Below are 26,772 nucleotides of genomic sequence, written 5' to 3' on the forward strand. Positions count from 1 at the left end.
CATGGCAGTTGCCATATGGTGCTGGATGTCCCTAATGGTCATCCCACCGGCGTACAAGCTGACGATCATGTCATCAACGTCAGTCAAACGCCTCGAGCCTTTAGGGACCATGGTCGGCAAGAATGTGCCCGCCCGATCTCTCGGCACATCAACGGTGACTGGCCCGTAGTTAGAATCCACGGTCTTTGGATACGACCCGTTGCGGTGATTGCCTGTCCCAGCAGCAGCTTTGCCGCTCCTGTCGCCAGACTCATAGCCCAAATGGGCATCCATCTCAGCGTTGAGTCCCCTAGTAATCGAGGCCTGCAACATGCCCCGAACCAGGTCATTGGCATCCGTTGTCGACGTGCCTAGGACATCAATCAGTTTCGCGATTTCAGGGTTAGCAAGAAGCTTCTTTTCAATCGCATCAATCTCGGCCTTATCAGCCGGATCTCGTCTCGCCACAGTAGTCATTCTGGTCCATCTCCTTATGTGGGTTAGGTACCCACACACAAACCATCAGACACTCTCCAGAGAGGTTGTAATCGAAGACTAATCTAGCGATACTGAGGGTTTGATGCATGAGCATTCCACGTCAGATTCCACCGTAGCGGACCCCAATTAAACGCATAATAGAATAACCCACTCCATCACTTAGCACCTAATTAATCCCCGTTGTTTCCTGTATTTTCAATGCAAGGTTCCCAGGAGCGTGTACAACTCATGGAAGCGCTAGTGCTATCGATTCTGTCTTATTGGCAAGATAAGAACGGAGTGGTTACTTGGTGGTGGAATCTTCAGATTAGGAAACGACACCCTAGAGCTATGGGCTGGATTGCTATTAACATACGATCGAGAACGACTGGGTGTAAATAGATTTCTTGAAGAACTCGAGTGGACTATCAACCAAGCGAAGACTAACCAATATCCGGTTTACTGTGGCACTCCGGCGACGCGGATATCGGCCAGGGTGGCCTTCTTATTCTTCGGCAGTTCGCTGATCCAGACCAGCAGGCCGTCGTAGAACTCCGGGTTCTCCTTCAGATCCAGCGAGGTGCGCGAGCCCTGCAGCGGTTCGCTGGCCAGCTGCGGCAGCTCGTCGAGCTGCGGGTTCGTGGGGTCGAAGGTCTCCGACTCCACCGCGTAGATTTCCACCTTCGCCTGGGAGCTCCCCGACTGATCGATAATGACGTCGCGCAGCTGCACCGGATCCTCAAGGCCCAAGACCACGCCGGTCTCCGTCTTCTCGGTGGACCAGCGGGTGGACTTGTCGCCGTCGATGAGGTCTTTGGCGTCCTTGTTCGTCGGCACGGTGTGGGCCGACTGGGCATCGAGGAGCAGCGGCGGGCCGGAAAGCAGGGTCGGCTCGGCTTGCTCGACCGCCTCCGTGTTGATCGGCGCGTTCTCGGTGTTGTTGCCCAGGATCGACATCACCCAGGTAGTCAGGGCCGCCATGAGCACCACGAAAATGGTGGCGAGTACGCCGATGAGCAGCACGCCGGAGCCCGAGTAGCCGCGCCCGCCGAAGCCGGCGGTCGGTTCCGGGGTCTCCTCCGGGGTATCGTCCGGCAGCTGGCTGACCGGCAGGGCCTCGTCGCCTTCCGGATCGTCCGGGGCGAAGTCGTAGAGGCGGTGGGCAATTCCGGCCAGGGTCTTGCCCTGCGCGGCGGCCAGCGCCTCCTCCTTGTCTTCCTTGTCGTCCGCGCCCGCGGCGTCCAGTTCCCGGTAGGCCTGCTCCACCTCTTCCGCTACCTCCTCGCCGGAGAGCTCGGCATCGGCGGCGATATCGCGCAGCACCTTCGGCGTGGGCGAGGTCGACTCGACCAGCATGTCGAGTGCGGAGCTCAGGCTCTCACGGTCGGTGGACTCCGCGGCGTCGCTCAGCACCGCCGGGAAGGCCAGCACGGCCACGCCGTCGGTGGAGATCCGGATGCGGTCGCGGTGATCCAGGCCCATCAGCACGCCGGCCTCGTGGGCGGTGGCGGTGTCCTCGACCATGTAGCCCATCGCGTGGGCGACCGCGTGCGGGTCCAGCCCGTCGGAGGCGGCAACCGTCTTCAGCTCGGTGCCGGCGACCCAGTCGGCCACCACCAGGCAGCCGGAGCGATAGGATAGCACCTCGATGTTTGGCGCCACCGAGGTCAGGCCAAGCTCGCCCAGCTTGCGGGTGTTGCGGGCCACCGCGGCGGAGCGGCGCGCGGCCTGGCCCGGGTTTGCCGGCGCGAACGGCGCCTGGTTGGTGGTGTCCACGAAGGTCAGCGCCACCGTCCGGCCGGTGGACTGCTCGCGCGCCTGCCAGAAGCGGGCGCCGGCCACGGATCCGTGGTCCTTGAGCAGGCGGAAGCGGCCGTCGGAGACGGGCGCGCCCGGGACCAGCCGGGGGCCGCGGACAATGCCGGCCGACATGGGTGGCGGGACCGGCGAGGAGTTGAAGGAGTCCTGCGTGAACACGGACTGGATTTCCTGCAGCTCCGGCTCCTCGACCTCGATGGCCTGGGAGTTGTCGACCTTGATAAGGCGGGCCATGCCCGGGATGCGGTGCAGGGCCCGGCCCAGGTTCTGGACTTCGGGCAGGCCGGAGCGGGACAGCACCAGGCCGGTGATGACGACGAAGAGGAACCCGAAGACGATTACGCGCAGCAGGTAGAAGATGGACGGCATGGGATCCGGCAGCACCAGGCCCACCAGCCAGTTCGCGGCCATCGTGATGGCCACGCCCACTACGCCGGAAATCGTGGCCCACACGATCGTGCGGCTGAGCTCCTTGCCTCCCAGGGATCCCAGCTTGCGCTTGAGCAGGAACGCGCCGATGACCGCGCCAGAGATGAAGCCGAAGCCGTTGGCGGTACCCAGCAGGATGACCACGTGCTCCGGGGTGCTGGCCACCAGTGGCGCCAGCAGGGTCAGCACCACCTTGGTGAAGGTGATGCCGGCGATGATAAACGTCGGGGTCCAGGCTTCCTCGCGGGCGTAGAAGACGCGCAGGTGCAGCAGCACCAGCGCATAAGGGATCAGCGTGAAGGCGGAGAAGCTGATGGTCAGGCCGAGCTGCTCGGCGCTGTCGGCGCCGTAGGAACCGTATTGGAAAAGAGCGCGTGCGATTGGCGTGCCGAAGACCGTCATGAAGATGACGATCGGGATCAGCGCGATGAAGGTCAGCTTGGAGCTCAGGGTCAGGTCCCGGACCACGCCGTCGACGTCGCCGTCGGCCGCGTTGCGCGACAGCCGCGGCATGATGGCGGTCAGCAGCGTGACGCCGATGATGCCGTAGGGCACCTGCAGCAGCAGCCAGGCGTTCTGATAGACCAGCGGCGAACCGGCGTCGGCGTGCGCGGCCACCCGGGAGGTGACTACGTAGCCGGCCTGGGAAATGGCCACGTAAGCGATGATGGCCACCGCCATGCTGCCGAACTGCTTGATGCGGTCGTCCAGGCCCCACATTGGACGCATGTTGATGCCGGCCTTTTTCAGGTACGGCAGCAGGATCAGCGCCTGGACCACCACGCCCGTGGTGGTGCCCAAGCCCAGCAGGATGACGTGCGGGTCGGTCACCGGGCTGGGCGCGTCCGGGTGCAGGCTGCCCGGCAGGAAGCGGTACATCAACAGCACCGAGATAGAGATGATGTTGTTGATCACCGGCGCCCACGCGCCCGGGCCGAAGATGTTCTTCGTGTTGAGCACCGCCTGGGACAGCGCGAAGAGCCCGTAGAAGAAAATCTGCGGCAGCAGGAAGTAGGCAAAGGAGATCGCCTGGATCGAGTTCGCCTTGGAATCTTCGGGCAGCATCAACTCCGTCAGCAGCGGAGCAAACAGCACCGAGAGCAGCGTGACCACGCCGAGAAGGCTAAAGGCCAGCGTGAACAGCCGGCGGATGAAGACCTCGCCGCGGTCGGAGTCCTCCTTCTCCGCGCGCACCAGCACCGGCACCACCAGCGAGGTCAGCACCGCGCCTAGCACGATCTCGGTGACGAGGTTGGGGATCTGGTTGGCGGAGCTGAACGCCGTGCCGACGGCCGCGCCCAGGGTGGCGCCGATGAGCATCTGGCGGAGGAAGCCGGTGATACGCGACAGCAGCGTGGCGATGGCCATCGTGCCGGTCGCGCGCACGACGTCGCGATCGCTGGTGGACTGATCGGCATTCTTGCCGCGCAGGTCCGACTTGTCCTTCACCGGCTCCGCGGCCGGCACGTTCACCGACTCGCGGCGGGTGGGCACGGGAGCCGGCGGCGACGCCGAAACGATCCGCCCACGGAGGCCGGCGGGTTTCGGTTCTTCGTGCCTGGGTTCTGATTCAGCCTCGCGGCCCTGCTGGTTGGTCATAGAAAAACTTAAGCTCTTTTTACGTCTCTGATTTCTTCTTGCGCCCGACCTTAAAAAGAAGGGCCAAACCTACTGCGAGTGCAGCGGCGATGCCGATGCCATAGACACTGAGGATACCGGCTCGGGTCTGCACGGCGATACTTATCGGCTGCGAGATCATGTCGGATTCCGGGGTGGCCAGCCACAGCTCCATACGGATGCGGTCGGTCTGCTCGGGCAGATCGGCGGTCATGTTCACCGTAATAGAGCCGGTGGCGGGGATCCGAACCCGCTCCGGCGTGTTTAACCGGGCGTTATCCGGGCCCTGGTACTCCAGCGTGGCTTCCACCGGCAGCGGTAGGCCGTTTTCCGCCACGATGAGCAGCGGCGAGGACTCCGAGACTCGCGTGTAGACGTTGCCGGGCGGCAACAGCGTCACCGAGGAGCGCAGCTCCTGCAGCGTGTTCGAGTTGGCGTCCAGGCGCCGGGTGGAAGCCTCTTCCGATTCCTTAGCGGTCGGCAGGGTGGTCCGCCGGGTGGCCGAAAGCGCCGTGAGTAGATCGTGGCGCAACGGCTGGGTAAAGCCGTAGCGGGTCAGCGCGATATGCGGATCGTTGACCATGATCTTGGTCAGCTCGTCGGCGTACTTCGCCTGCTGCTTGACGCGCCCGGTCTGGGTGGCATCGAAAGCAGCCGGGTCCACGTAGGGGCTGCCGGCCGACAAACCTTGCTCCGCCGCCTCGCTGGTTTCCAGCGGCAGCGCGGAAATTGGTTTGGCGCGCGCGGTGTGATCCCCCAGTACGGCCTCGCCCGCGGCGAGCACCTGGTCGGCGGTGGCCGGCTCCAGGGTGGCGGGCAGCACGGCCAGGGTGTCGTCCTCCTGGGCCCCTAGCCGGAGGGCCGCGGCAGCGCTCAAGTCCCGCGCGAGGACGGAGTCCACCCGGTAGTCGTAGCGCAGCTCCGGGTTGGAATAGGCCGTGGTCTGCGGCTGCGTCCCGGTCTGGGCCAGCAGGCTCCCCAGAGATGCGTCAAAGGAAAGCGCCTGGCCTTCCCAGATGCTGTTGTCGGCCACGACGGCGGGCCGGCCGAGGTCTTCCGTGACGTAGCCCTTGCTGCCCACCAGGGCGTTGCTGGCCAGCGGGCGGCCGGCCAGGCGCTCGATAATCTCGGCGCCGTGCGCGAAGGCCTCGTGGTCGAGCCAGGCGTTGTCTACATTGCGCACGGCGGAAGGATCCGCGTCCGCCCAGGGCATGGCCATAACGCAGTCGAGTTGCTTGATCTTAGCCAGCCACTCGCCGGCGGCCCTACTGCCCTGCCCGGTCTTGCCGCGGTAGTCCGCGTCATCGTTAAACCACGAATCGCGCAGGCGCTTGGTCTGGTGCGCCACTGAGGGCCGGGAATCATGGACGGTGTAGCCGTCTTCCATGCGCTCGACCACGCTGAGTAGCGCCGGGTCCAACGCCGCGCAGGCCGCGCCCTGCAGGTCGTGGGACAGGTAGCTATCTACCAGGCGATCCAGCCGTCCCCCGGGCGAGAGGGACTGGGCCAAGTGATCGGACTCCAAAATCAGCGACTGCCCGCCGGTATCCCCCGGCACGATGTCCACCGTGTCAGTAATCGGATAAATAACGGACAGGTCGTGGGGCTCGGAGTTCTCTGTCTCTTCCATGTTTTCTGCGTCTTCGGCCGCGGGGCTCGCGGCTTCGCCTTGTTCCTTTTCGTCAGGTTTAGGGGCGAGGTCGAGCAGGGTGCGGTCCTCCGACAGGCTGACCGGTTCCCCATCGCGGGTGCCGGTCAGCGTGTAGAGCAACGGGTAGATACCGGCTTCGGTCATGGCCAAAGAGCCTTCGCCCTCCAGCCCAGTCGGGATCGTCAGGCTGACCTCCCGGGTCTCCCCGGGTCCCAGGGGCCCGGGGTTGGCGCTGGGGCCGAAATACGGGAAGGAGCCTTGGGCCAGCTGCGTGCGGGCCTCGGCGGTGGTGGCCACCGCATCTCCGCGCCGGGTGGTGACCTGCAGATCCTCCACGGCCTGATCAGTCGGGTTGTGGATCCGGAAGCGCACGGTCAGCGCGTCACCCACCTGGACCGGGTTGGCCTCGATGAGCTCGAGGTCCAGCTGGTCCGGCTGGCGCGCCTGGCCCCAGGCGGCGAATTCAGTGTCCTGCGCGGTCGCGTCGGGGGCGGCCGCCTGGCCGCCGGTGCTGATTCCGAGCGCTACGGCCAGGCAGGCGGTCGTACCGGCGGTCAAGCGGCGGAGTCGGCGTCCCATCACCGCGGCGTGGCCTTCCCGGCAGCTGCCTCCTGACGGGCCATGTCCGGCAGGACGTCGTGGGCAATGCGGGCCAGCTTGCGCTCGTCCGCGTAGGCCAAATGCTCGATGAGCTCGGAGACGGGAATCCAGGCCACCTCGGTGACCTCCGGGTCCTCGTCGTTGAGGATGCCGTCGACGAAGCGCAGCAGGTGGTGGTGCACCGTCTTGTGGATACGCACCCCGTCGGAGACGAACCAGTAATCAATAGTGCCCAGATCGGCGAAAACCTCGCCGCGCACGCCGGTTTCCTCCCAGACTTCGCGCTCAGCGGTGGTGCGCCGCGGCTCCCCGGGCTCTACGTGGCCCTTCGGCATGGACCACAGCAGGCGGCCCCGGCGGTCGAGCCGGCCGATTAGCGCCACGTAGATGCGGGTGAGATCCACCTCGCCGCCGTTGTGGACGGCTTCGGCGAGGCCGGAGACCACCAGGCCGCCCGCCGAGGTCTCGTCCCGGGTGGTCATGTGGCTGGCCGTCGCCTGGCGCCAGGAGTTGTTGCCGCCGCGCCCGCCGCGGGACTTGGAATGGGTGCGGGTATTCTTGCCGCCCTTGCGGGCGTTGTTCGCGCGCCCGCCGCGCCGCGACTTGGCCCCGCCGCGCCGGCGCGAGCGACCGCGGCCCCCGCGACGCGAGGAGCCGGAACCGTTCCCGCCTGCCGTGGCAGCCGCAGGCTCGCCGCCGGGCGCGGCGTTGGTGTTGCTGGCCTTCGGGCTGGCCTCGTTGTGGTTAGTCATCCTAGTTAATCGTAGTAGACTAACGTGCGTGAATTTTCAGGACACTCAGCTAATCGGCGTTATGGCGCGGGCAGAATCCGCGATTGCCCAACTCAGTGACCTGTTGAGCGGGCTGGTAGAGCGCTTCGCAGCGCGCGGCTTCCCGCTCTACCTGGTAGGTGGTTCCGTCCGGGACGCCCTTCTGGGGCGCCTGGGCAATGACCTTGACTTCACCACCCCGGCCCGCCCCGACGTCGTCCAGGAGATCTTGGAAGACTACGCCGAGAAGGTCTGGGACACCGGCATCGCCTTCGGCACCGTCTCCGCGGTCTACCGCGGACAGCAGATCGAGATCACCACCTTCCGCGCGGATTCCTACGACGGCGACTCCCGCAACCCGGAGGTCGTCTACGGCGACACCCTGGCCGGGGACCTGGTCCGCCGCGATTTCAAGATCAACGCCATGGCGGTTGAGCTCAAGGCCGACGGCGGCCGCGAATTCCACGATCCGCTGGGCGGTTTGGAGGATCTCGTTGCCGGGATCATCGACACCCCGGACGCGCCGGAGATTTCCTTCCACGACGATCCGCTGCGCATGCTGCGCGCCGCCCGCTTCGCCTCCCAGCTGGAGTTCCACGTCGCCGACCGGGTCTTCGGCGCTATGCAGGACATGGCCGGCGAGATCCGGCGCATCACCGTCGAGCGCATCCGCGTTGAGCTGGACAAGCTGGTCGGTGGTACTGCGCCGTGGGTGAGTATCGACCTGCTGGTTGATACCGGGATCGCCGAGATTGTTATCCCGGAGATCCCCGCCATGCGTATGGCCCCGGACGAGCATGCCCAGCACAAGGACGTCTACGCCCATTCCCTACAGGTCATGCGGCAGGCGATGGATCAGGAAGAAGACGGACCCGACCTGGTCCTGCGCTGGGCGGCGCTGCTGCACGACTGCGGCAAGCCGGATACCCGGGACACCACCGGCGGCAAGGTGACCTTCCACCACCACGAGGTGGTCGGCGCGAAACTCGTGCGCAAGCGCCTGCGCGCCCTGAAATTCCCGAAGGGCATGACCCAGGACATCGCGCAGCTGGTCTACCTGCACATGCGCTTCCACGGCTTCGGCGAGGGGCAGTGGACGGATTCCGCCGTGCGCCGCTACGTCACCGACGCCGGCGCGCTGCTGCCGCGCCTGCACAAGCTGGTGCGCGCGGACTGCACCACGCGCAACGAGCGCAAGGCGCGCCGCCTGCAGCGCACCTACGATCACCTGGAGGAACGCATCCAGGAGATCCAGGAAAAGGAAGACCTGGCCCGCGTGCGCCCGGATCTGGACGGCAATGAGATCATGTCGATCCTGGGGCTGAAGCCGGGGCCGGAGGTGGGCCGCGCCTGGTCGTTTTTGAAGGAACTGCGCCTGGAGCAGGGCCCGCTGCCCCGCGAGGAAGCGATTGCAAAGCTACGTGCTTGGTGGGAGTCTGGTAGTTAATGTACGCGGACCGACTATTTAATGCCCTCGAACGCAACGACCCGGAGCCCGGCCAACTGCTGGTAGCAGCCCCGGGCATGTTCTCTGCCGAGTTTGCCCGCTCGGTCATCCTGCTCATCCAGCACGACGACTACCTGACCTTCGGCGTGAACCTGACGACCCGCAGCGAGCTGGCGGTCTTCAACGTGCTGCCGGAATACCTGCCGGTGGTCGCCAAGCCGCAGGCCCTCTACATCGGCGGCCCGCTCAACCAGCAGTCCGTGGTGGGCCTGGGCATGACCAAGCAGGGCGTGCGCTTCGAGGAACACCCGCAGCTAAGCCGCCTGGCCCCGCGGCTGGCGCACGTAGACATGCGCGCCGACCCGGAGTTTCTGGCGCAGACCCTCGACGGGATGCGGCTGTTTGCCGGCTACGCCGAGTGGGCCCCGGGCCAGTTACAGCAGGAGATCGACCGCGGCGACTGGTTCGTCGCCCCGGCGCTGGCCCAAGACGTGTTAACGCCCGGCCCGGCCGATCTGTGGGCGGACGTGATGAAGCGCCAGCCCATGCCGCTGCCGCTGTATTTCACCTTCCCCGCCGACTTGGACGACAACTAGAATATTTCTCTGTTTTCTGGGGCGGCGATGGGCCTGCCGCCGCTACGATAGGCGCATGCACGCTGATGTTCGCCAGGGGTTGAAGGACACCTGGACCGTAGCTTTGGGCCTGGTTCCTCTGGGCCTGGCCTTCGGTGTCCTGATCATCCAAACCGGTTTCGACTGGTGGTGGGCGCCTATCTTTTCAATTGTCATCTATGCCGGCTCCATGGAGTTTTTGGCCATCAGCATGGTTACCTCCGGGGTGGGCCCGGTCTCCGCGGCGCTGACCGGCTTCATGGTTAACTTCCGCCACATCTTCTACGGGTTGAGCTTCCCCCGGCACCGCATCTCCTCGGTGGGCGGGAAGGTCTATTCCACCTACGCGCTGACGGATGAGACCTACGCGATCGTCTCGGCACTGCCCCACGACTCCGCCCTGACCGGGCGGAGGATACTTACCATCCATCTTTTCGCCCAGTTCCTCTGGGTGGGCGGCGGCGTGGTGGGCGCGCTGGCGGGCCAGGCCATACCGGACAACGTGCAGGGGATGGAATTCGCGCTGGTGGCCTTGTTCGTGGTGCTGGCGCTGGATTCCTTCCGCAACAACCCGGACTTTTCCCTGCCGGTGGTTGCCGCCCTGCTGGGAGTCCTGGCCGTGGTCATCACGCCCAACCAGGTGCTCATGGTGGCTTTGATGGCCTATTTCCTGTTCTTGCTGGCCCGGGTGTATTCTCCGCGCTTTGATGGGGTCATCGAGTGGCGTCGCCGCGGCGCCGACGGGCCGGGAGGTGAACGCTAATGCCGGCCGGCGTGAGCTTATCCATGATCCTGGCCGTGCTCGTCCCGGTCTGCGTTGTGACGATCCTCCTGCGGCAGATCCCGTTTAGCTTCGTTCGGGCGCTGCGCGGCAGCGACCTGGTCGGCGTGCTGGGCCGGACCATGCCGGTCGGCGTGATGGTGGTGCTGGTGGTCTACACCATCGTCGGGCAGTCTGCGGCCCCGGGCGGCATCCTGGCCGCCCTGCTGAGCGCGGCCGTGACCGCAGGCCTGCACCTGTGGCGGCGCGAGTCCGGCCTGTCCATCCTGGGCGGCACCGCCGTTTACATGGTGCTGGTGAATTTCGTCTTCTAGAGCCCCGGATGGCACAGCTGGGCCTCGACCCAGAGGGACTCGAAGTCCGCCGAGTTAAGGTATTCGGCGTCGATATCTGGGTAGGACGCGTACCTGTCCGGGTGCGGCACGGTGCTGTTCGGCTTATCGATGCTGCCCACGCGTTTATCGCCCCTGACCGCGCCGGCGATCTGCCCGTCCGGGGTCTGCGCGATCAGACGGTGGATGCGGCAGCTGCGGGCGTCGAGTTGCTGCATCTCGGCCACGTGGATGGCGGTTCCGGCGCCGGGGATGCTCAGCGTGGTCTTGACGTAGAGCAGCGCTTTTTCGCTGCCGGTGGTCTCTGCGGAAGTCATGGCACTCAAGTCTAATGCCTAGCCCGTCCGATGTTTAACGTGCCTCGGCCGCAGGCTCTTGGCGGGCGTAGCGGGCGGCCAACCACGAGCAGACCATCAGCTGGACCTGGTGGTAGATCATCAACGGCAGGATGAGCAGCCCCAGCTGCCCGCCTCCGGTGGCGAAGATGACTGAGGCCATCGGCAGGCCGGTGGCCAGTGATTTCTTCGAACCGCAGAATTCGATGGCGATGACGTCGGGGCGCGCGAAACCAAGCCGGGCACTCACCCAGCGGGTCAGCCACAACACGGCGCTGACCAGCGCTACGGCGAAGGCGATGAGGAAGAACAGCTGGCCTATCCCGATATCGGACCAGATCTTTCCGACCACGCCGGAGGAAAAGGCGGAGTAGACCACCATCGCGATGGAGCCGCGGTCCACGACCTTGGTGGCCTTGTGGGCTGCGAAGTTCTTCACCCAGCGGCGGGTCAGCTGCCCCAGGACGAAGGGCAGGAGCAACAAGAGGGAAATTTCCAGAAAGACCGAGGAGTCGATGTGGATGCCGTGGCCGGCGCCCATGCACAGCATCACCAGCAGCGGGGTGAGGATGACTCCGGCGAGGTTAGACAACGAGGCAGAGACGATGGCGCCCGCGACGTTTCCGTGCGCAATGGAGGTGAAGGCGACAGAGGATTGCACCGTGGACGGGACCAGCATCAAGTAGAGAATGCCCAGGTAGAGCTCGTCGCCCACCACGAAGGACAACGGCCGCAGGGCCATGCCGATGAGTGGGTAGACTACGAAGGTGGCCGCCAGAATGGTCAGGTGGAGCTTCCAGTGCTTCAGGCCCGCGAGCGCCTCCCGGGTGGACAGCCGCGCGCCGTAGAGGAAGAAGAGTAGCACGATCGCGATGTTGGTGAGAGCCGCGAAGACCTCGGCGAATTGTCCCCGGGCGGGCAAGACGATCGCGATAAGGACCGCCGTGACGATCAGAACGATGAGCGGATCTAGTCGGCGCAGTGCGTTGAGCATGTACCGCAGTTTACGCCCCGCCTTCCCCTCGTCGGCGGGGTTTCACGTGAAACTTTAGACGGTCTTCACTGTGGTGCCGTCGTCCTCCACGGAGATCTCTTCGAGCGGATCGCGGCCGGGCCCGGAGACGACCGAGCCGTCGGTGATGTCGTACTCGGTGTAGTGAGAGGTGCAGATGACATGCGAGCCCTCCACCTCGGTGATGGGGTTGCCCTGGTGAGGGCAGGTCTGCGAGTAGGCCTTGAAGTGCCCCTCCTCCGGCTGGGCGAAAATCACGTTGTCGACGATGACGGCGGAGCCGACCGGAATCTCGGTGGCGGCGAGTTCCGCCGAGGCCTCCTTGCCGCAGGCGGCGAGGTAAGCGCCAGCGAAGGTGGTGGCGGTCCCGAGCAGGAACATGCGACGTGAACACTTCATAGTCATGACCCCTACTCTATCCCTCGGCTGGCGGGAAGACTATTTACGGCAGGCTATCCTTCCATCGCCGCGGGCATGCCCGGAGAACCACCCAGGCGGCAGAAAATACAAAAAGGCCCACCACTATGGTTTTGTCACAGTGACAATAGTGGTGGGTGTTACGCCCTACCCGCGGTGGGGCCGTAGGCCGGGGATCGGCTACTGATCCGCGCGGTTGGCTGCTTGGCGGACGGCGTCGAGATCGATCTGCGCGGGCGTGGCTTCCGCCGGGCTGTCGCTGCCGCAGCCGCCGGTGCCGCAGTTGCAGCTGTCGCCACACCCCTCGTCGGCGTTGTTGGCCTGATCCCACAGGAACGCCGAACGCGCGCCCAGGTTGGCGCCCACCGACAGGGTAATGACGGCGATGATGGCGGTTGCCACCGGGATGAGCCACATCCAGCCGGTCGCGGTCAGTGCGACGACCCCGCCGAAGGCGAGCGCTACTCCCCCGAGGAACCATACGGGGCCGGCGACGGCGTGCGCGGCATCCCAGGCCTCGCGGGACTTACGGACCTCTTCGACGCGCAGGCCCGCAACCGAGTTACCCGGCAACTTGCGAGCGGTGGCGAGGGCTCCGACCACGATCAAAACCGCGGCGAGGATGAGGATGATAATACCGAGAACGACCATGCCTCATATCCTAACCCGCTAGGCCGGGCGGGCAGCAATTGTCGGCGGGTGCACTTAGCTATCCCCCCTTCCGACGGGTCATACCCGTTGGGTACACTCTAATTCAGGTCGATCGATAGAAAATATTTTGTGATTGGCCCGCTGTCTTTGAAAGTTTCATCCTGCGCACCGACGAACCGGCGGTGCGCAGGATATAAAAATAGTTAGTGACATCATGAAATTGAAAACACTGAGCCAGAACCTGTTGTTCCGGATCGCCGTGGCCATCGTGCTGGGCATCGGCTTAAGCTTTATTGCGCCGGAATGGCTGGGCCGGGTCTTTGCCACCTTCAACGGGCTGTTCGGCAATTTCCTTAACTTCTTCATCCCCGTCCTGATCTTCGCGCTTATCGCCCCCGCCATTGCCGCCCTTGGCCGCGGTGCGGGCAAGTGGCTCGGGGTCACCGCCGGCATCGCCTGGGGCTCGACCATCATCGCGGGCCTTCTGGCCTATGGTGTCTCCCTGCTGGTCTACCCGTGGATGCTGGCCGGCCAGTCCATCGACACCAACGTCTCCGATATTGATGCGGGCGCGCTGGAACCCTATTTCGAGGTAGAGATGCCCGCGCCCATCGAGGTCATGACCGCCCTCTTGCTGTCCTTCTGCATCGGCGTGGCCATGACCCAGGTCAAATCTGACAACCTCTACAACGTCACCAAAGAGCTTGAGAACGTAGTGGTCAAGGTCATCTGGGGCTTTGTCATCCCGCTGCTACCGTTCTATATCTTCGGCATGTTCCTGGATTTGGGCATGAACGGCAACCTCGTCGACGTGCTCGTCGCCTTCGGCAAGGTCCTCTTGCTGTCTGTGGCTATGACGCTGGTCTACCTGGTCATCCAGTACCTCATCGCCGGCGCGATTACCGGCAAGAACCCCTTCAAAGCGCTGAAGAACATGCTGCCGGCCTATGCCATCGCGCTGGGTACCTCCTCCTCGGCCGCCACCATCCCGGTGACCCTGGAAAACGCGCTGAAGAACAACATCTCCAAGCCGGTCGCCAGCTTCGTGGTCCCCCTGTGCGCGACCATCCACATCGCGGGTTCGATGATCAAGTTGATGCTCTACGCCTTCGCCATCATCTACCTGACCGGCATGGACGTCAGCTTCGGCGCGGCTATGGGATTCATGGTCCTGCTGTCTATCACCATGATTGCCGCCCCAGGCGTGCCCGGCGGCGCGGTCATGGTCGCCGTCGGCCTGCTGAGCCAGAACATGGGCTTCGACGACAACCTCGTCGCCCTGATGATCGCGGCTTACATCGCCGTCGACTCCGTGGGCACCGCGGCGAACGTCACCGGCGACGGCGCCATCGCGATGATCGTGGACAAGTTCGCCCGCGGCAAGGTCAACGCGGAGGGCGAGCCCGCTAACGTCGAGGCCGCGCGTGTGGTTTCCCAGGACGAGTGGACGTAGCCGGAGGCCCTGAGCCCAGTTGGGCAACACTGGTATCCTGGGTACATGACCCGTCATCGAATATACTTATTGCGTTGGGTTTCGCTAGTCCTGCTGGTCCTCGGCCTAGGCGTGAGCGCACTAGGCGGCGTGGACCAGCCGGAATCCGCCACGGCCACCGCGCCGACCGGCATGGATTCCACCACGGTTGCCGAGTTACAGGAGAAGTACTCAGCCCAGAACTCCGGCGGCGAGTCCGGCAGCACCGCGCTGGTGTACCTCAAGTCCGCGAAGCCGCTGGACCTGCCCGTCCTCAAGGAAGTGACCTCCCAGTGGGGCGAGGCCCTCATCCCCAGCGAGGACGGTACCGCGGCACTGCTGCCCGTCACCGTGAATGCGGGCACCGCCTCGGAAAACGCTGAGGAAGTCGAGAAGCTCCGCGCGGATATCAACGCGGAGATGCCCGCGGGAGTTTCCGCCCAAGCCACCGGCCCCGCCGCCATCCAGGCGGATCTGGCCGGCGTCTTCGAGGGGGCGAACTTCCTGCTGCTGGGCGTGACGGCGGCTATCGTCGCCTTCCTGCTCATCGTCACGTACCGCTCCCCCATCCTGTGGATCCTGCCGCTGGCCGTCATCGGCGTCGCCGACCGCACCGCGGCCACCGCGTTCACCTATGTCCTCGACGCCTTCGGCCTGTCCTGGAACGAGTCCACGGCTGGCATCCTGTCGGTGCTCGTCTTCGGCGCGGGTACGAACTACGCGCTGCTGCTTATCTCCCGCTACCGCGACGAGCTGACCGGGACCGCGGACCGATTCACCGCCATGGCGCAGGCGTGGACGCCGACGGCTAAGACCGTTTCCGCCTCCGCGGCCACCGTCATCGTGGGCGTGGCCTGCCTTCTGCTGTCGTCGGTGCCTACTACCCAGGGCCTGGGTGCGGCCGCGCTCGTCGGCATCTCGATCGCCTGGCTCTTCGCGCTTTTCGCCCTGCCCGGCTTCCTGGCCCTGTTCGGTCGGTGGATCTTCTGGCCGCGCATCCCGCGGGAAGGCGACACCCCGAACCACGGCGTGTGGGCGAAGGTGGGCTCCTGGGTGCGCCAGCGCCCGCGCAAGGTCGTGGCCGTGGCCCTGCTGGTGCTCGGCATTTGCTGTACCGGGTATTTCCAGACCAACACCGGGCTGACCCAGTCCGAGCAATTCATCGACACCCCCGAGTCCATCACCGCCGCGGAAGAGCTCAGCCGCGATTTCCCGGATCAGTCCGCCACTCCACCGGTGGTGGCCACCCAGGATGTGGAGCTGACACAGGAACAGCTGCAGCAGATGGGCGCTAGCGGGCGCGAACAAGGCAGTGTTGAGGGTTGGACCCTGCTGCAAGTCAGCGGCGCGGACTTCCAGGAGTTGCGCGGCGAGCTCGACGGCGCGCTTGTAGGCGGCCCGGACGCGGAGCTCGCCGACGCGGAGACCGCAGCTGCCGACGACCGTCAGCTCATCTTCCCGCTCGTTCTCGTGCTGATCTTCGTCGCCCTCGTGGTCATGCTGCGGGCCCTGGTGGCCCCGGCCATCATGATCGCCTCGGTCCTTCTAACCAATATCGCGGCGCTGGGCCTGGGCTGGTGGGTATCCCACTACCTGCTGGGCTTCAACAACTTCGACTCCACCACCCCGCTCTACGCCTTCGTCTTCCTCGTCGCCCTAGGCGTGGACTACACCATCTTCCTAGTGACCCGCGCCCGCGAGGACGCCGCTAGGGAGGGCACCGCCTTAGGCATCTACACTGCCTTGGCCGCGACCGGCGGCGTCATCACCTCGGCCGGCATTCTGCTGGCCGCGGTCTTCGCCGCCCTAGGCGTCCTGCCGCTGGTGGTGCTGGCTCAGATCGGCGTTATCGTGTGCATTGGCGTCCTGCTGGACACGCTGATCGTGCGCACCCTGGTCGTGCCCGCGGTGGTGCAGTTGCTGGGCGAGCGCTTCTGGTGGCCGGCCCGCCCGGCCAAGAACGCGAGTGGCCAGTCTCCTGCCCCTTCCCCTACTGACGACGCCGATGGTTGTGCTCGGCCAGTCAGCGGCAGCAGCGACTAAAAAAATGACGACACCGCCGGTCCGAGAAGGACCGGCGGTTTTTGTCTTCCGGTCAGTACTGCGTGCCTGTGCCTAGCGGCGGGTGGCTTCCTTCATCGCGGAGACATACTCGCCAAGTTTGGCGTCGAGTGCTTCTCGGTCGGTCACGCGGGCCGGCGAGTGCTCATCGTCCGGATCGGTGCGCTCGACGTATTCGTTGATGATCTGGGTGATGGCGGAGCCTGTGATGGCGCCGGAAGCCCCAGCGGCAATGGCATCCCGGACGTGCTCCGGCTGGGAGATGCCGAAGCCGAGCAGGACCGGCGGACCGTCGTGGCGCGCGACGTTGTGTACGACCTCCTCGAGTCCGAGCGTCTCGGAGGTGCGCTCCGTACCGGTCACGCCGTCGCGGGAGATGGCGTAGATATAGCCCTCGGAAAGCGCTGCCACGCCGGCAAGGGTGGCATCGGTGGCGCGGGCCGGGGCGATGAAGATGGGATCGATGCCGGCCTTGTTGGCGGACTCTGCGAAGGGCTCGCCCTCTCGCACCGGAACGTCCGGCAGCAGGATGGAATCCGCGCCGGCGTCGTGGAACTCCGCGTAGAACTTGTCGCGGCCGCGGGTGAAGGCGACGTTGCCGTAGATGAGCATGCCGATGGGCAGCTCGGGGAATTCGGCGCGGACCTTACGGATGGTCTCCAGAGCCAGATCCACGGTGGCACCGCCGTCGAGGGCGCGGATATGGGAGGCCTGGATGGTTGGGCCGTCGGCCACCGGGTCGGAGAACGGCACGCCCAGCTCGAGCGCGTCGGCGCCGGCATTAACGACAGCGCGGATGGTGGCCAGGCAGTCCTCGGAGTTCGGGTCGCTGAGCATAATGAAGGGAATGAAGGCTCCCTCGTTGCGCTCAGTGAGGACGGAAAACATCTTTTCGTAGCGGTTGGCGGTCATTTTTAGTCCTCCTGGTTCAGTTGCAGTTCGGGGTGGGCCTTAAGGGTGGCGCGCACGTGGTCGATGTCCTTGTCACCGCGGCCGGATAGGGAGACCAGGATGGTGATGTCCTCGTCGTTGCGCTTGAGTGCGTAAGCCAGGGCGTGGGAGGACTCGAGGGCCGGGATGATGCCTTCCTTCTGGCTCAGCAGCTGGAAGGCGTGCAGGGCTTCGGCGTCGGTGATGCCGACGTACTTCGCGCGGCCGGTGACGGACAGGTAGGCGTGCTGCGGGCCGACGCCCGGGTAGTCCAGGCCGGCGGAGATGGAATAGGATTCCTCGACCTGGCCGTCCGCGTTGCGCATCAGGTAGCTGCGGGCGCCGTGTAGGATGCCCACGGTGCCGTTGTTGATGGTCGCGCCGTGGCGGCCGGAATCAAGGCCCTCGCCGCCGGGCTCGGCGCCGACGAGTTCCACCCCTTCTTCATCGATGAAGTCGGCGAACATGCCGATGGCGTTGGAGCCGCCACCCACGCAGGCGACCACTACGTCGGGCAGGCCGCCGGTGCGCTCGAGCATCTGAGCCTTCGCCTCGGTCGAGATGACGCGATGGAATTCGCGCACGATCGTCGGGAAGGGGTGCGGGCCCGCCGCGGTGCCCAACAGGTAGTGGGATTCGTGGAAGGTGGCGGTCCAATCGCGCAGGGCCTCGTTCACGGCGTCCTTGAGTGTGCCCGAGCCGGTGTCGACTGGGACCACCTTCGCCCCCATGAGCTCCATGCGGTAGACATTGGGCTGCTGGCGCTGGACGTCCTTGGCGCCCATGTAGACCACGCACTCCAGGTTGAGCAGCGCGCAGGCCAGCGCCGTCGCGGTGCCGTGCTGGCCGGCGCCGGTCTCTGCGATGATGCGGGTCTTGCCCATGCGCTTAGCCAGAAGCGCCTGGCCGATGACCTGGTTGGTTTTGTGGGCGCCACCGTGGACCAAGTCCTCGCGCTTGAGGAAGATGCGGGCCTTGCCGCCCAGCCTGGTCGCTTCGGTCAGCGGGGTCGGGCGGCCCAGGTAGTCCTTGAGATAGCCGGCCAGCTCCTCGTGGAACTCCGGGTCGTCCATCGCTTCGACGAAGGCGGCCTCGAGCTGGTCGAGGGCCGGGATGAGGGACTCAGGTACGAACTGCCCGCCAAACTCCCCGAAATAGGCTGGGAGGATGGTCTTCTTGGTTTCACGTGAAACTTCCGCCATGGGAATCTCCTTTTGTCTTGTGTGCTTGTATGTTCTGGTTTGGGTTTAGCTGTTCAGGGATGTTGCTTCGGTGTTGGTGTGGATTTCCTGGAAGGCACGGGCGATACGCCCGGTGTCCTTGCAGCCCAGTCGACTCTCGAGCCCGGAGTTCAGGTCCAGTCCGCGGGTGCCGACCGCCAGCGCGGCCGTCAGGTTGGTGTGGTCGATGCCGCCGGCGAGCAGGCTGCGTTCCTTCACCGCGTCGGGGACATCCGACCATCGGAAGGTTTGGCCCGTGCCGCCGTGGCCGGAGTCGAGGACCAGGAGGTCGGCCTCGCGGGAGAGGTCTTCGGCGAGGGCGGCGTGCTCGGGGTCGGTCATGGAGACGGCGCGCCAGACCTCCGCTCCCCCAGTCTGCTCCTGGGCCTTGGCGATGAGAGCTCGCTCGCCGTCCAGGCTGCCCTGGTGCGGGGCCTGCACCTGGATGGCGTGGACGCCGGGGAGGGCGAGCTCGGCGAAGTCGTCTTCGCGGCGGCTGACGACCACGTAGCGGAGGCCCGGCTCGGCGCTGATGATCTTTTCCGCGGTTTCACGTGAAACATTGCGGGGGCTGGCCTCCTCGAAGATTAGGCCGCCGTAGCAGGCGCCGGCGGCCCGAGCCGCCTGGGCGTGCTCCGGGGCGGTGAGGCCGCAGACCTTGTGGGTGCCGTAGACCAGCTCGCGGGCCGCCCGGTCCACGTCCGGCTGCGAGGACAGCTGGGAGCCGACCAGGAAGGCGTTGGCGTACGCGCCCAAACGACGGACTGTGGTGTGATCGCGGATGCCGGATTCGGAGATTATCACCTTGCCCGGGGATACCAGGCTGGCCAGTCGCTCCGTGCGGCTCAGGTCGATGCTTAGTTCGTGGAGGTTCCGGTTGTTGATGCCGATGATATCGACGCCGAAGTTTTCCGCGCGCTGGACTTCCTCCGGGGTGATCGCCTCGGTGAGCACGTCGAGACCGAGCTTGTCTGCGAGCGCCTTGAGCTCGGCGAATTCCTCGTCGTTGACGATTGACATCATGAGTAGGATGGCGTCCGCCCCGTAGTAGCGGGCCGCGTAAACCTGGATAGGATCGACGATGAAGTCTTTGCAGAGCACAGGCAGGTGCGTGGACAGGGAGACGGTCTGCAGGTGGTCGTAGTCCCCGCCGAAGTAGTCGGGCTCGCACAACACCGAGATGCCCGCGGCGTAGCGCGAGTAGATGCGGGCCATGTCCCCGGGGCGATAATCCGAGCGAATAAGCCCCAACGACGGCGAGGAAGACTTGCACTCCATAATGAAGCGGTTGCTTCCCTTAAGGGACTCGTAGAGCGAGCGCTCGGAGCGCGGCAGCGCGGAGATATCCACATGGGCGAGGCGCTCCCGGATTTCCGGCAGGTGCCTCCGGCGGTTCGCCACGATATTCTCCAGCACCGTGGGCAGAGCCCCGGAAGGATTCGCAGAAGAAGGATTACTGGGCATAGTCGGCCTCCTCGTGCTTGGCCAACCATGCGTTGACCTCGCCGGAGGTGATCAGCTGCTGGGCGCGGGCCACGCCTTCGGCGATGGTTTCGTCGTGGCCGTCCAGGTAGAACATGGCGCCCGCGGTGGCCGCGATAGTGTCGAAGTGGGCCTCGCTCCCCTGTCCCGCGAAGACGGCGCGGATGGCGGCGGCGTTGTCCTTGCCCTCACCGCCAACCAGGTCGGCCAGCTGGTGGCGGCCGATGCCCATGTCCTCCGGCGTGAGCTCGTAGTGGGTGATCTCCCCGTCGCGCAGCTCCCAGACCAGCGTGGTGCCGTGGGTGGCGATCTCGTCTGTGCCGGCGCCGTGGATCACCAGGCCGCGACTGCGGCCGAGCTCCTTAAAGACCTCGGCGATGAGCTGGCCCTGGTCGGGGTTGGCAATGCCCATGATCTGGAATTCCGGGCGGGCCGGGGACAGCAGCGGACCCATGGTGTTGAAGAGCGTGGAGACCCCCAGCGCCTTGCGCACCGGCTGCACGTGCGCGACGGCCGGGTTGTAAGCCGGGGCGAAGAGGAAGGTGAAGCCGGAGGCCTCGAACTGCCGCACGGCGCGCGGGGCGTCGAGGTCGAGCGGGATATTCAGCGCCTCCAGCACGTCCGCGGAGCCGGACTTGGAGGAGACCGAGCGGTTGCCGTGCTTGACCATCTTCACTCCCCCGGCGGCGGCGACCAGCGACGCCGCGGTGGTGATGTTGATCGTGTTGGCGCCGTCGCCGCCCGTACCCGCGGTGTCCATGAGGCCCTCGCCCGTGATCGGGAACGGGTAGCCCACCTTGAGGAAGGCCTTGGCCGCGCCGGCCACGTCCGCGAAGGTCTCTCCGCGAGTGCGGATGTGCGTAAGAATTGCCGTGATCTGAATGTCGTCGTAGTCGCCGACCGCCAAGGGGGCGAAGGCCTCCATAGCCTCCTCCACCGTCGGCTCGTAGTTGTCGAGGAACTGCTGCAGAATCCTGCGGGATTCGGGGTTTGCCATGTACTGGACTCCTTGAGTGATAGTTCTAAGTCTTTAGGGGGTGGTTGCTTCGGGTTAGCATCGCCCTAGTCGGGGCTGAGCCGGGCGATGCACCGCTCCAGGATTAGCGGGCCGGTCGGGCTCAGGATGGACTCGGGGTGGAACTGCAGGCCTAAGATGGTGCCCTCCGCGTTATCAGCGGCCATGACGACCGGACCGATGGCGGTCTCCGTGGTGGCCAAGGGCCGCAGCGGTTCCGGGAGATTTCGGCAGCCCAGGGAGTGGTAGCGCGCGACCGGCACGGCCGCCGGGTTGGCGTCGGTGCCCAGCCCGGCGAAAAGCTCGCTGGCGGTCCCTTCCTCGGTCAGCTGCATGGGAACCGCCTGGCCGTGGACGGGGCCGCAGCGCTCGACGGGGCCGCCGAAGTGCTCGCACAGAGCCTGGAAGCCCAGGCAGATGCCCAGCAGTGGGATGCGGCCGGCGGCGCGCTCAACGAATTCCATGAGGTTGCCCGCCTCGCGCGGGTGGCCCGGCCCCGGCGAGAGGCAAAGGACGTCCGGTTGGGTCTCCAGGACCGCGTCGACGTCCACGGTGTTGCGGAAAACGTGCACGTCGTAGGCGCGCAGCGCGTCGGTCAGGTTGTAGACGAAGGAGTCGTGGTTGTCGATGACGGCCACGGTGGGGCGCTTGTCGCTCATCGGATAACCTCCAATTCGGCGTGGTGGGCGGTGGCGATGGCCTTCAGCACGGCGATGGCCTTGTGGACGGTTTCATCGGCCTCGGCCTGGGGCGAGGAGTCCCGCACCACCCCGGCGCCGGCCTGGACGATGGCGCGGGAGCCGCGAATGAAGGCGGAGCGAATGGCTATGCAGTTGTCCATCACCCCGTCGCCGCGGAGGTAACCCACTGCCCCGCCGTAGGAGCCGCGCCGGGTCCCCTCGGCGTTGCGGAGCAGCTCCGTGGCCTTGAGCTTCGGCGCGCCCGAGAGCGTGCCCATGTTCATGCACGCGCGGTAGGCGTCCAGGGCGTCGAGGCCTTCGTCCAGCTGGCCCGTCACGCGGGAGACCAGGTGCATCACGCGGGAGTAGCGGTCCACCTGCATCAGCGCGGAGACCTTCCGGGTCCCCGGCACGCAGACGCGCGCCAGGTCGTTGCGGGCCAGGTCAACTAGCATGGTGTGCTCGGCTAGCTCCTTGGAGTCCGTGCGTAGGTCCAGTTCATTGCGGACATCCAGCTCTTCGTTGAGGCTGCCGTCCGGGTTCAACCCGCGGGGCCGAGTGCCGGCGATGGGATACAGCTGCAGCTCGTGGGTCTCCGGATTGTACTTCAAGTTGGATTCCGGGGAGGCGCCGATAAGCTCGTAGTCGCTGCCGCGCACGTAGAACATATAGGGCGAGGGGTTCGCCGCGCGCAGTTCGCGGTAAGCAGCGAAGGCGTCCGAACAGGGGATGCTAAAGGCCCGGGCCGGCACGACCTGGTAGATATCGCCGGCGTGAACGTGCTCCTTCATCTGCTCGACGATGGCCCGGAACTCCTCGTCGGTGCGGTCCGCCCGCGCCTGGAAGGTGGTGTTGGGCTCCCCCACTGTGGAGGTCGCCCGCTGTAGATTATCCCTAACGCCATGGACGCGGCGCACCAGGTCGCCCAGCTGCTGGTCGACCTGGCCCTCATCAACCCCCACCACGTGCAGGTGAGCTTCGCCCGCCTGATGGTCGACGTGCAGCAACTCCTGGGCCACTATGAACTCGTAGTCCGGGTAGGTGTTAGCGCCGTCCGCGACGGCGGGCAGCTCTTCGAAGCCGGCGAGGTAGTCGAAGGCGAAGCCGCCCGCGACGAAGGGAAGCATCCCGTCGCTGTAGCCGGCGTCCGCCTGTAGAGCCCGGAGGACGGAGACCGTTGATTGCTCGCGCAGTCGCTCCCGCTCGTCAATGGCCGTGGAGCGGCTAAAGCGGAACGTGGCCTGAGCAGCGGAGTCGCTTAGTAAACGGTGGGAAAACTGCTCCTTCAGGCGCGAAACAATCTGCTGGCCAGTCGCAGTGAGGGCGGTGGCGGTGACTTCATCGTCCTGGCAGACCACCTTGGCGGCGGCGGTGAGGACGGCTAGGGAATTGAGGCTGTCCTTGGACTGGATGTCCGCGGATTCCAGCAGGAGGCTGTTGTGCGGCGTGCTGAGCTCTTGGAACACGGCTGCGGTATCGCCGTGAAAAGCCAGCGTCTGGCTAGCGGTTACTAGCGTCATTGAAGACCTCTCTTGCGGGTCGAAGGTGTGGAAGCGGTGGGAACTTTGCTTTACCGCGAGCAAGAGAGGTGTGGAAACACCACTAGGCCCGCGCTAAGCGGACCTAAGACATGACTAGAAGCTGGTGGTCCGCTACGTTAAGCGAGCCACCACCACTGGGCGTTGAGTGTGTTCTGCTTCATGAAACCTATTCTATCGTAGAAACTCCGAATGTTGGGAGCGAATCGGGAGATTTATTTATTCCGGGCGGGCTCTTGGGTCTCCGCTGGCCGTAGGCGCCACAGATGCACGGTCACGCAACTGGCGATGATGATGGACACTACCCAGACGATGGGCTTGTTGATCAAGGCGGCGGAGACGAGGATGCCTATCCACATGATGCTGAGCGTGCGGCCCTTGTGGCGGGTACTCATCTGGCCCGACTCGTAGTTGCGGAGGTAGGAGCCGAAGACCCGGTGGTTGTAGAGGTAGGCGTGGAAGCGTTCGGAACTGCGGGCGAAGCAGAACGCGCTGAACAGCAGGAAGGGTGTCGTCGGCAGAAGGGGCAGCACTACCCCGATCGCCGCCAGGGCCACGCATACCCAGCCAAGACCAATGAGTAACGCGTTCCGCATAGTTGCCACCCTAGCGGATGTCCTCCCCCGCCCACCATTTGCCAAACGTGGGATCAGAGTCGCAACACAACGTTACCAACGTCACCAAGAGATAACGTCACAGTGACTATAAGGACGCGAGTGAGTGTCCATCCCCGATTCGTTTCCGAAGGTGTGATCGGGGCCGCATTTTTCTAGACAAGTGTAGAGTGGCGATCAGAAGGGAACCTCAATTAGTAGTTTAGGAGTGGGACATGGCAGTTAATGTGGAAGAGCTTCTCAGTCGCGTACCGAAGGGTTTGCTGATCTGCGGCGAGTGGCGCGACTCTAGCGACGGTTCCACCTATGAGGTGGAAAACCCCGCCACTAAGGAAGTTATCGCCACGATGGCCTCCGGGTCCTCGGCGGACGCCCTGGCGGCTTTGAACTCCGCGTGTTCTGTCCAAGACCAGTGGGCCGCAACGTCCCCGCGGGAGCGTGCCGAGATCTTGCGCCGCGCCTTCGAGCTCGTCCACGAGCGCGCGGAAGACTTCGCCACCTTGATGACCCTGGAGATGGGCAAGCCCTTGGCTGAGTCCCGCGGCGAGGTTACCTACGGCGCGGAGTACCTGCGCTGGTTCAGCGAGGAAGCCGTGCGCGTTTACGGCCACTCCTCCCCCGTCCCGGAGGGGACGCTGCGCATGATTACCCGCCGCAAGCCGGTGGGACCGTGCCTGCTGATTACCCCGTGGAACTTCCCGTTGGCCATGGCGACCCGCAAGGTCGCACCCGCCGTGGCCGCCGGCTGCACGATGGTCCTCAAGCCCGCCAAGCTCACCCCGCTGACTGCGCAGTACTTCGCCAAGACCATGGAGGACGCCGGCCTGCCCGCGGGCGTGCTCAACGTGGTCTCCGGGCAGTCCGCCTCCACGATTTCCAATCCCCTGCTTGCCGATGCCCGCCTGCGGAAAGTGTCCTTCACCGGCTCCACCGCAGTCGGCCGCTCGCTGCTCAAGTCGGCATCCCACAACGTCCTGCGCACCTCGATGGAGCTCGGCGGCAACGCTCCCTTCATCGTCTTCGAGGACGCCGATATCGACCAGGCCGTCGAGGGTGCCATGGGCGCCAAGATGCGGAACATGGGCGAGGCCTGTACCGCCGCCAACCGCTTCTTCGTCCACGAATCCGTTGCGGAGGAATTCACCCGCAAGCTGGCCAAGCGGATGGGCCAGCTGAAGCTCGGCAACGGCCTAGACGAGAAGACCACCTGTGGTCCGGTCATCGAGGAAAAAGCCCTCAAGAACCTGGAGAAGCTCGTCGAGGACGCCGTCTCCAAGGGCGCGACCGTGGAAACGGATCAGCGCGCCGTAAAGAAGCCGGGCTATTTCTTCCGCCCCACCGTCCTGAGCAACGTATCCAGCCGGGCCCGCGTGATGCGTGAAGAGATCTTCGGACCCATCGCCCCCATCATGATCTTCCGCTCGGAGGCCGAGGTCATCGAGCTGGCCAATGACACCGAGTATGGTCTAGCCTCCTACGTCTACTCTGAGGATTCGGACCGTCTCTGGCGCCTTGCCGACGGGCTGGAATTCGGCCTGATGGGCTTCAATTCCGGCGTCATCTCCAACGCCGCCGCCCCCTTCGGCGGCGTGAAGCAGTCCGGATTGGGCCGCGAGGGCGGCGCTGAGGGCATCGAAGAATACACCGAGGTCCAGTACCTGGGCATCCGCGACCCTTACGCAAACTAGGCCTAGCTAGGGCCCAGCCCAGCTCCTCGGGTACGCAAAAACCGGGGTGGATAGTCGATATCCACCCCGGTTAAGTCTGCTATGGGTCGGCCCCTAGGCTCGCGAATCGATGCCCGCTTTGACCCGACGTAGGACATCGACCATTAGAGTGCCGATGGACAGCGCAGTGAGAACTCCCAAGATTCCTGGGTAGCCGAAGTCTTTGACCTCAATGGTGAACCAGACGCTGCAGGCTACTGCCGCTACCATCCACAAGATGATCATGGCGATTAGGGAGCGCAGCAAGAATGCGGCCCGTGATCGCCCGCCCCGGGTCAGGCAGAACCAGGTGCAGATGGCAAGAAAGACTGTGAAACTGAGCCCGCAGACCGTAAAGCAAACGGAATAAGGTATGCCGGCCCGCGGATTACCGGTAACCTCGGTGAGCCAAGGGGCGACGGTAGAAACTGTCGCGGCTGTGCCTAAGCAAGTACACAAAAGAGCCAGGGCCGCTGTTATCGGCAAAACAATTCTTTTGACGACGCTCAAAGTCGAGCTTCAATTCTGCGTGGTTGGGATTCGTATTTTGCGGGTGCTTAGGGGCGATAGGCGTCAATAAGGAAATTGTCGTCAAAATCTGTGCGAGGCGCAGTGGGGCTAACGGAATTTTCGTCGCGCCTGTGAGACTCAGTGTTCCACGTGAAACATTCGCATTCGGGGTGAAAAGGACGTGCTGGGCTCTCCGGGTGCGCATAGTATTGCGTTAACCGGCCAGCCCCATCCACCAAACCAGGAAGGTTTCTTCCATGAAGTTCAACCCGTTAACTGGAAGCTCCGGACTGCCGCACTCGCCGTTTAAGGGCTGCACCGTGCCTCGCCCCATCGGATGGCTCTCCTCGGTGAGCGAAGACGGTCGGGAAAATATCGCGCCTTACAGTCAGTGGCAGAACCTGACGTTTGACCCGCCAATGGTGATGTTCTCCTCGAACCACTACCCCGACGGGTGCCGCAAGGATACGGTCATTAATGCTGAGCGCACCGGATGGTTTGCCTGGAACATGGCCACCTATCCCCTCCGCGAAGAGGTTAACAAGTCTGCCATGGCGCTCGAGACGGACGAGAGCGAGTGGGACCACCTCGACTAAACAGGGTCTACGCGGACAA

General features: G+C 64.8%; 24 protein-coding genes. 8 read left to right on the forward strand and 16 right to left on the reverse strand.

What is annotated here, in order from left to right; all coding sequences use genetic code 11:
• The 4 genes from QQS52_RS08815 to QQS52_RS08830 all read right to left on the reverse strand — a co-directional run.
• The coding region (locus QQS52_RS08815) for a transposase (protein WP_472773512.1) at positions 1-456 on the reverse strand (456 nt) is incomplete at its 3' end.
• A gap of 459 nt (positions 457-915) precedes the next feature.
• Positions 916-4,302, reverse strand: coding sequence for a murein biosynthesis integral membrane protein MurJ (gene murJ / locus QQS52_RS08820; RefSeq protein ID WP_472773513.1), 3,387 nt, complete (start codon positions 4,300-4,302; stop codon positions 916-918).
• A 19-nt stretch (positions 4,303-4,321) separates the two neighbouring features.
• The gene (locus QQS52_RS08825; RefSeq protein WP_472773514.1) at positions 4,322-6,550 is read right to left on the reverse strand and encodes a hypothetical protein; all 2,229 of its coding nucleotides are present in this window, start codon (positions 6,548-6,550) and stop codon (positions 4,322-4,324) included.
• The gene (locus QQS52_RS08830) at positions 6,550-7,323 is read right to left on the reverse strand and encodes an NUDIX hydrolase (protein WP_472773515.1); all 774 of its coding nucleotides are present in this window, start codon (positions 7,321-7,323) and stop codon (positions 6,550-6,552) included. Before QQS52_RS08830 ends, QQS52_RS08825 begins: the two co-directional genes overlap by 1 nt.
• 28 nt (positions 7,324-7,351) lie before the next feature.
• On the opposite strand from QQS52_RS08830, the gene QQS52_RS08835 reads away from it, so the two are divergent.
• The 4 genes from QQS52_RS08835 to QQS52_RS08850 are packed head-to-tail and all read left to right on the forward strand — an operon-like array spanning position 7,352 to position 10,497.
• Complete coding sequence (locus tag QQS52_RS08835) at positions 7,352-8,788, forward strand: CCA tRNA nucleotidyltransferase (protein ID WP_472773516.1); 1,437 nt, start codon at positions 7,352-7,354, stop codon at positions 8,786-8,788.
• Positions 8,788-9,384 carry a YqgE/AlgH family protein gene (locus QQS52_RS08840; protein WP_472773517.1) on the forward strand — a complete coding sequence of 199 codons (597 nt, stop codon included), beginning with the start codon at positions 8,788-8,790 and terminating at the stop codon, positions 9,382-9,384. Before QQS52_RS08835 ends, QQS52_RS08840 begins: the two co-directional genes overlap by 1 nt.
• Positions 9,385-9,439: 55 nt before the next feature.
• Entirely contained in the window at positions 9,440-10,165 is a 726-nt protein-coding gene (locus QQS52_RS08845; RefSeq protein WP_472773518.1) for an AzlC family ABC transporter permease, read from the forward strand.
• Positions 10,165-10,497, forward strand: coding sequence for a branched-chain amino acid transporter permease (locus QQS52_RS08850; RefSeq protein ID WP_472773519.1), 333 nt, complete (start codon positions 10,165-10,167; stop codon positions 10,495-10,497). The genes QQS52_RS08845 and QQS52_RS08850 overlap by 1 nt, the downstream gene beginning before the upstream one ends.
• Here the strand turns inward: QQS52_RS08850 and QQS52_RS08855 are convergent.
• The 4 genes from QQS52_RS08855 to QQS52_RS08870 form a co-directional block, all read right to left on the reverse strand.
• On the reverse strand, positions 10,494-10,832 hold the full coding sequence (locus tag QQS52_RS08855; protein WP_472773520.1) for a hypothetical protein: 339 nt from the start codon (positions 10,830-10,832) through the stop codon (positions 10,494-10,496). The genes QQS52_RS08850 and QQS52_RS08855 overlap by 4 nt on opposite strands.
• A 34-nt stretch (positions 10,833-10,866) precedes the next feature.
• Entirely contained in the window at positions 10,867-11,844 is a 978-nt protein-coding gene (locus QQS52_RS08860; RefSeq protein ID WP_472773521.1) for a bile acid:sodium symporter family protein, read from the reverse strand.
• 54 nt (positions 11,845-11,898) lie between these two features.
• Positions 11,899-12,243 carry a Rieske (2Fe-2S) protein gene (locus QQS52_RS08865; protein ID WP_472773575.1) on the reverse strand — a complete coding sequence of 115 codons (345 nt, stop codon included), beginning with the start codon at positions 12,241-12,243 and terminating at the stop codon, positions 11,899-11,901.
• A gap of 216 nt (positions 12,244-12,459) precedes the next feature.
• Positions 12,460-12,930: an SdpI family protein gene (locus tag QQS52_RS08870; RefSeq protein WP_472773522.1), complete on the reverse strand. Its 471-nt coding sequence runs from the start codon at positions 12,928-12,930 to the stop codon at positions 12,460-12,462.
• Positions 12,931-13,144: 214 nt separating this feature from the next.
• Between QQS52_RS08870 and QQS52_RS08875 the strand changes: the two genes are divergently transcribed.
• Together QQS52_RS08875 and QQS52_RS08880 are read left to right on the forward strand one after the other, a co-directional pair.
• Complete coding sequence (locus QQS52_RS08875; protein ID WP_472773523.1) at positions 13,145-14,383, forward strand: dicarboxylate/amino acid:cation symporter; 1,239 nt, start codon at positions 13,145-13,147, stop codon at positions 14,381-14,383.
• Between the two features lie 69 nt (positions 14,384-14,452).
• Positions 14,453-16,444: an MMPL family transporter gene (locus QQS52_RS08880; RefSeq protein ID WP_472773524.1), complete on the forward strand. Its 1,992-nt coding sequence runs from the start codon at positions 14,453-14,455 to the stop codon at positions 16,442-16,444.
• 72 nt (positions 16,445-16,516) lie between these two features.
• On the opposite strand, the gene trpA is transcribed toward QQS52_RS08880, so the two are convergent.
• From trpA to QQS52_RS08915, 7 genes are all read right to left on the reverse strand, one after another.
• The gene (gene trpA, locus QQS52_RS08885) at positions 16,517-17,374 is read right to left on the reverse strand and encodes a tryptophan synthase subunit alpha (protein WP_472773525.1); all 858 of its coding nucleotides are present in this window, start codon (positions 17,372-17,374) and stop codon (positions 16,517-16,519) included.
• A gap of 2 nt (positions 17,375-17,376) precedes the next feature.
• Complete coding sequence (gene trpB, locus QQS52_RS08890; protein WP_472773526.1) at positions 17,377-18,594, reverse strand: tryptophan synthase subunit beta; 1,218 nt, start codon at positions 18,592-18,594, stop codon at positions 17,377-17,379.
• Between the two features lie 45 nt (positions 18,595-18,639).
• The gene (gene trpCF / locus QQS52_RS08895) at positions 18,640-20,076 is read right to left on the reverse strand and encodes a bifunctional indole-3-glycerol-phosphate synthase TrpC/phosphoribosylanthranilate isomerase TrpF (protein WP_472773527.1); all 1,437 of its coding nucleotides are present in this window, start codon (positions 20,074-20,076) and stop codon (positions 18,640-18,642) included.
• The gene (gene trpD, locus QQS52_RS08900; RefSeq protein WP_472773528.1) at positions 20,066-21,091 is read right to left on the reverse strand and encodes an anthranilate phosphoribosyltransferase; all 1,026 of its coding nucleotides are present in this window, start codon (positions 21,089-21,091) and stop codon (positions 20,066-20,068) included. Before trpD ends, trpCF begins: the two co-directional genes overlap by 11 nt.
• A gap of 65 nt (positions 21,092-21,156) precedes the next feature.
• A complete protein-coding gene (locus tag QQS52_RS08905) occupies positions 21,157-21,768 on the reverse strand; it encodes a glutamine amidotransferase-related protein (protein WP_472773529.1) in 612 nt (203 codons plus the stop codon).
• A complete protein-coding gene (locus tag QQS52_RS08910; protein ID WP_472773530.1) occupies positions 21,765-23,309 on the reverse strand; it encodes an anthranilate synthase component 1 in 1,545 nt (514 codons plus the stop codon). The genes QQS52_RS08905 and QQS52_RS08910 overlap by 4 nt, the downstream gene beginning before the upstream one ends.
• Positions 23,310-23,542: 233 nt before the next feature.
• On the reverse strand, positions 23,543-23,923 hold the full coding sequence (locus tag QQS52_RS08915; RefSeq protein WP_472773531.1) for a YbaN family protein: 381 nt from the start codon (positions 23,921-23,923) through the stop codon (positions 23,543-23,545).
• A 233-nt stretch (positions 23,924-24,156) separates the two neighbouring features.
• Here QQS52_RS08915 and QQS52_RS08920 point away from each other — a divergent pair, with 233 nt between their 5' ends.
• The gene (locus QQS52_RS08920; RefSeq protein ID WP_472773532.1) at positions 24,157-25,629 is read left to right on the forward strand and encodes an NAD-dependent succinate-semialdehyde dehydrogenase; all 1,473 of its coding nucleotides are present in this window, start codon (positions 24,157-24,159) and stop codon (positions 25,627-25,629) included.
• A 93-nt stretch (positions 25,630-25,722) separates the two neighbouring features.
• Here the strand turns inward: QQS52_RS08920 and QQS52_RS08925 are convergent, their stop codons facing one another.
• The gene (locus tag QQS52_RS08925; protein WP_472773533.1) at positions 25,723-25,878 is read right to left on the reverse strand and encodes a hypothetical protein; all 156 of its coding nucleotides are present in this window, start codon (positions 25,876-25,878) and stop codon (positions 25,723-25,725) included.
• Between the two features lie 536 nt (positions 25,879-26,414).
• On the opposite strand from QQS52_RS08925, the gene QQS52_RS08930 reads away from it, so the two are divergent.
• Positions 26,415-26,753, forward strand: coding sequence for a flavin reductase family protein (locus QQS52_RS08930; protein WP_472773534.1), 339 nt, complete (start codon positions 26,415-26,417; stop codon positions 26,751-26,753).
• Positions 26,754-26,772 lie beyond the last annotated feature (19 nt).

The organism is Corynebacterium sp. 1103A, from assembly GCF_055700955.1.

Coding starts and splice junctions, on each gene's coding strand:
- QQS52_RS08930 (WP_472773534.1), top strand. CDS start 26,415: ATGAAGTTCAACCCGTTAACTGGAAGCTCCGGACTGCCGCACTCGCCG.
- QQS52_RS08875 (WP_472773523.1), top strand. CDS start 13,145: ATGAAATTGAAAACACTGAGCCAGAACCTGTTGTTCCGGATCGCCGTG.
- murJ (WP_472773513.1), bottom strand. CDS start 4,302: ATGACCAACCAGCAGGGCCGCGAGGCTGAATCAGAACCCAGGCACGAA.
- trpD (WP_472773528.1), bottom strand. CDS start 21,091: ATGGCAAACCCCGAATCCCGCAGGATTCTGCAGCAGTTCCTCGACAAC.
- trpA (WP_472773525.1), bottom strand. CDS start 17,374: ATGACCGCCAACCGCTACGAAAAGATGTTTTCCGTCCTCACTGAGCGC.
- QQS52_RS08920 (WP_472773532.1), top strand. CDS start 24,157: ATGGCAGTTAATGTGGAAGAGCTTCTCAGTCGCGTACCGAAGGGTTTG.
- QQS52_RS08845 (WP_472773518.1), top strand. CDS start 9,440: ATGCACGCTGATGTTCGCCAGGGGTTGAAGGACACCTGGACCGTAGCT.
- QQS52_RS08825 (WP_472773514.1), bottom strand. CDS start 6,550: ATGGGACGCCGACTCCGCCGCTTGACCGCCGGTACGACCGCCTGCCTG.
- QQS52_RS08925 (WP_472773533.1), bottom strand. CDS start 25,878: ATGGTAGCGGCAGTAGCCTGCAGCGTCTGGTTCACCATTGAGGTCAAA.
- QQS52_RS08870 (WP_472773522.1), bottom strand. CDS start 12,930: ATGGTCGTTCTCGGTATTATCATCCTCATCCTCGCCGCGGTTTTGATC.
- QQS52_RS08910 (WP_472773530.1), bottom strand. CDS start 23,309: ATGACGCTAGTAACCGCTAGCCAGACGCTGGCTTTTCACGGCGATACC.
- QQS52_RS08850 (WP_472773519.1), top strand. CDS start 10,165: ATGCCGGCCGGCGTGAGCTTATCCATGATCCTGGCCGTGCTCGTCCCG.
- QQS52_RS08915 (WP_472773531.1), bottom strand. CDS start 23,923: ATGCGGAACGCGTTACTCATTGGTCTTGGCTGGGTATGCGTGGCCCTG.
- trpB (WP_472773526.1), bottom strand. CDS start 18,594: ATGGCGGAAGTTTCACGTGAAACCAAGAAGACCATCCTCCCAGCCTAT.
- trpCF (WP_472773527.1), bottom strand. CDS start 20,076: ATGCCCAGTAATCCTTCTTCTGCGAATCCTTCCGGGGCTCTGCCCACG.
- QQS52_RS08855 (WP_472773520.1), bottom strand. CDS start 10,832: ATGACTTCCGCAGAGACCACCGGCAGCGAAAAAGCGCTGCTCTACGTC.
- QQS52_RS08865 (WP_472773575.1), bottom strand. CDS start 12,243: ATGTTCCTGCTCGGGACCGCCACCACCTTCGCTGGCGCTTACCTCGCC.
- QQS52_RS08905 (WP_472773529.1), bottom strand. CDS start 21,768: ATGAGCGACAAGCGCCCCACCGTGGCCGTCATCGACAACCACGACTCC.
- QQS52_RS08860 (WP_472773521.1), bottom strand. CDS start 11,844: ATGCTCAACGCACTGCGCCGACTAGATCCGCTCATCGTTCTGATCGTC.
- QQS52_RS08840 (WP_472773517.1), top strand. CDS start 8,788: ATGTACGCGGACCGACTATTTAATGCCCTCGAACGCAACGACCCGGAG.
- QQS52_RS08830 (WP_472773515.1), bottom strand. CDS start 7,323: ATGACTAACCACAACGAGGCCAGCCCGAAGGCCAGCAACACCAACGCC.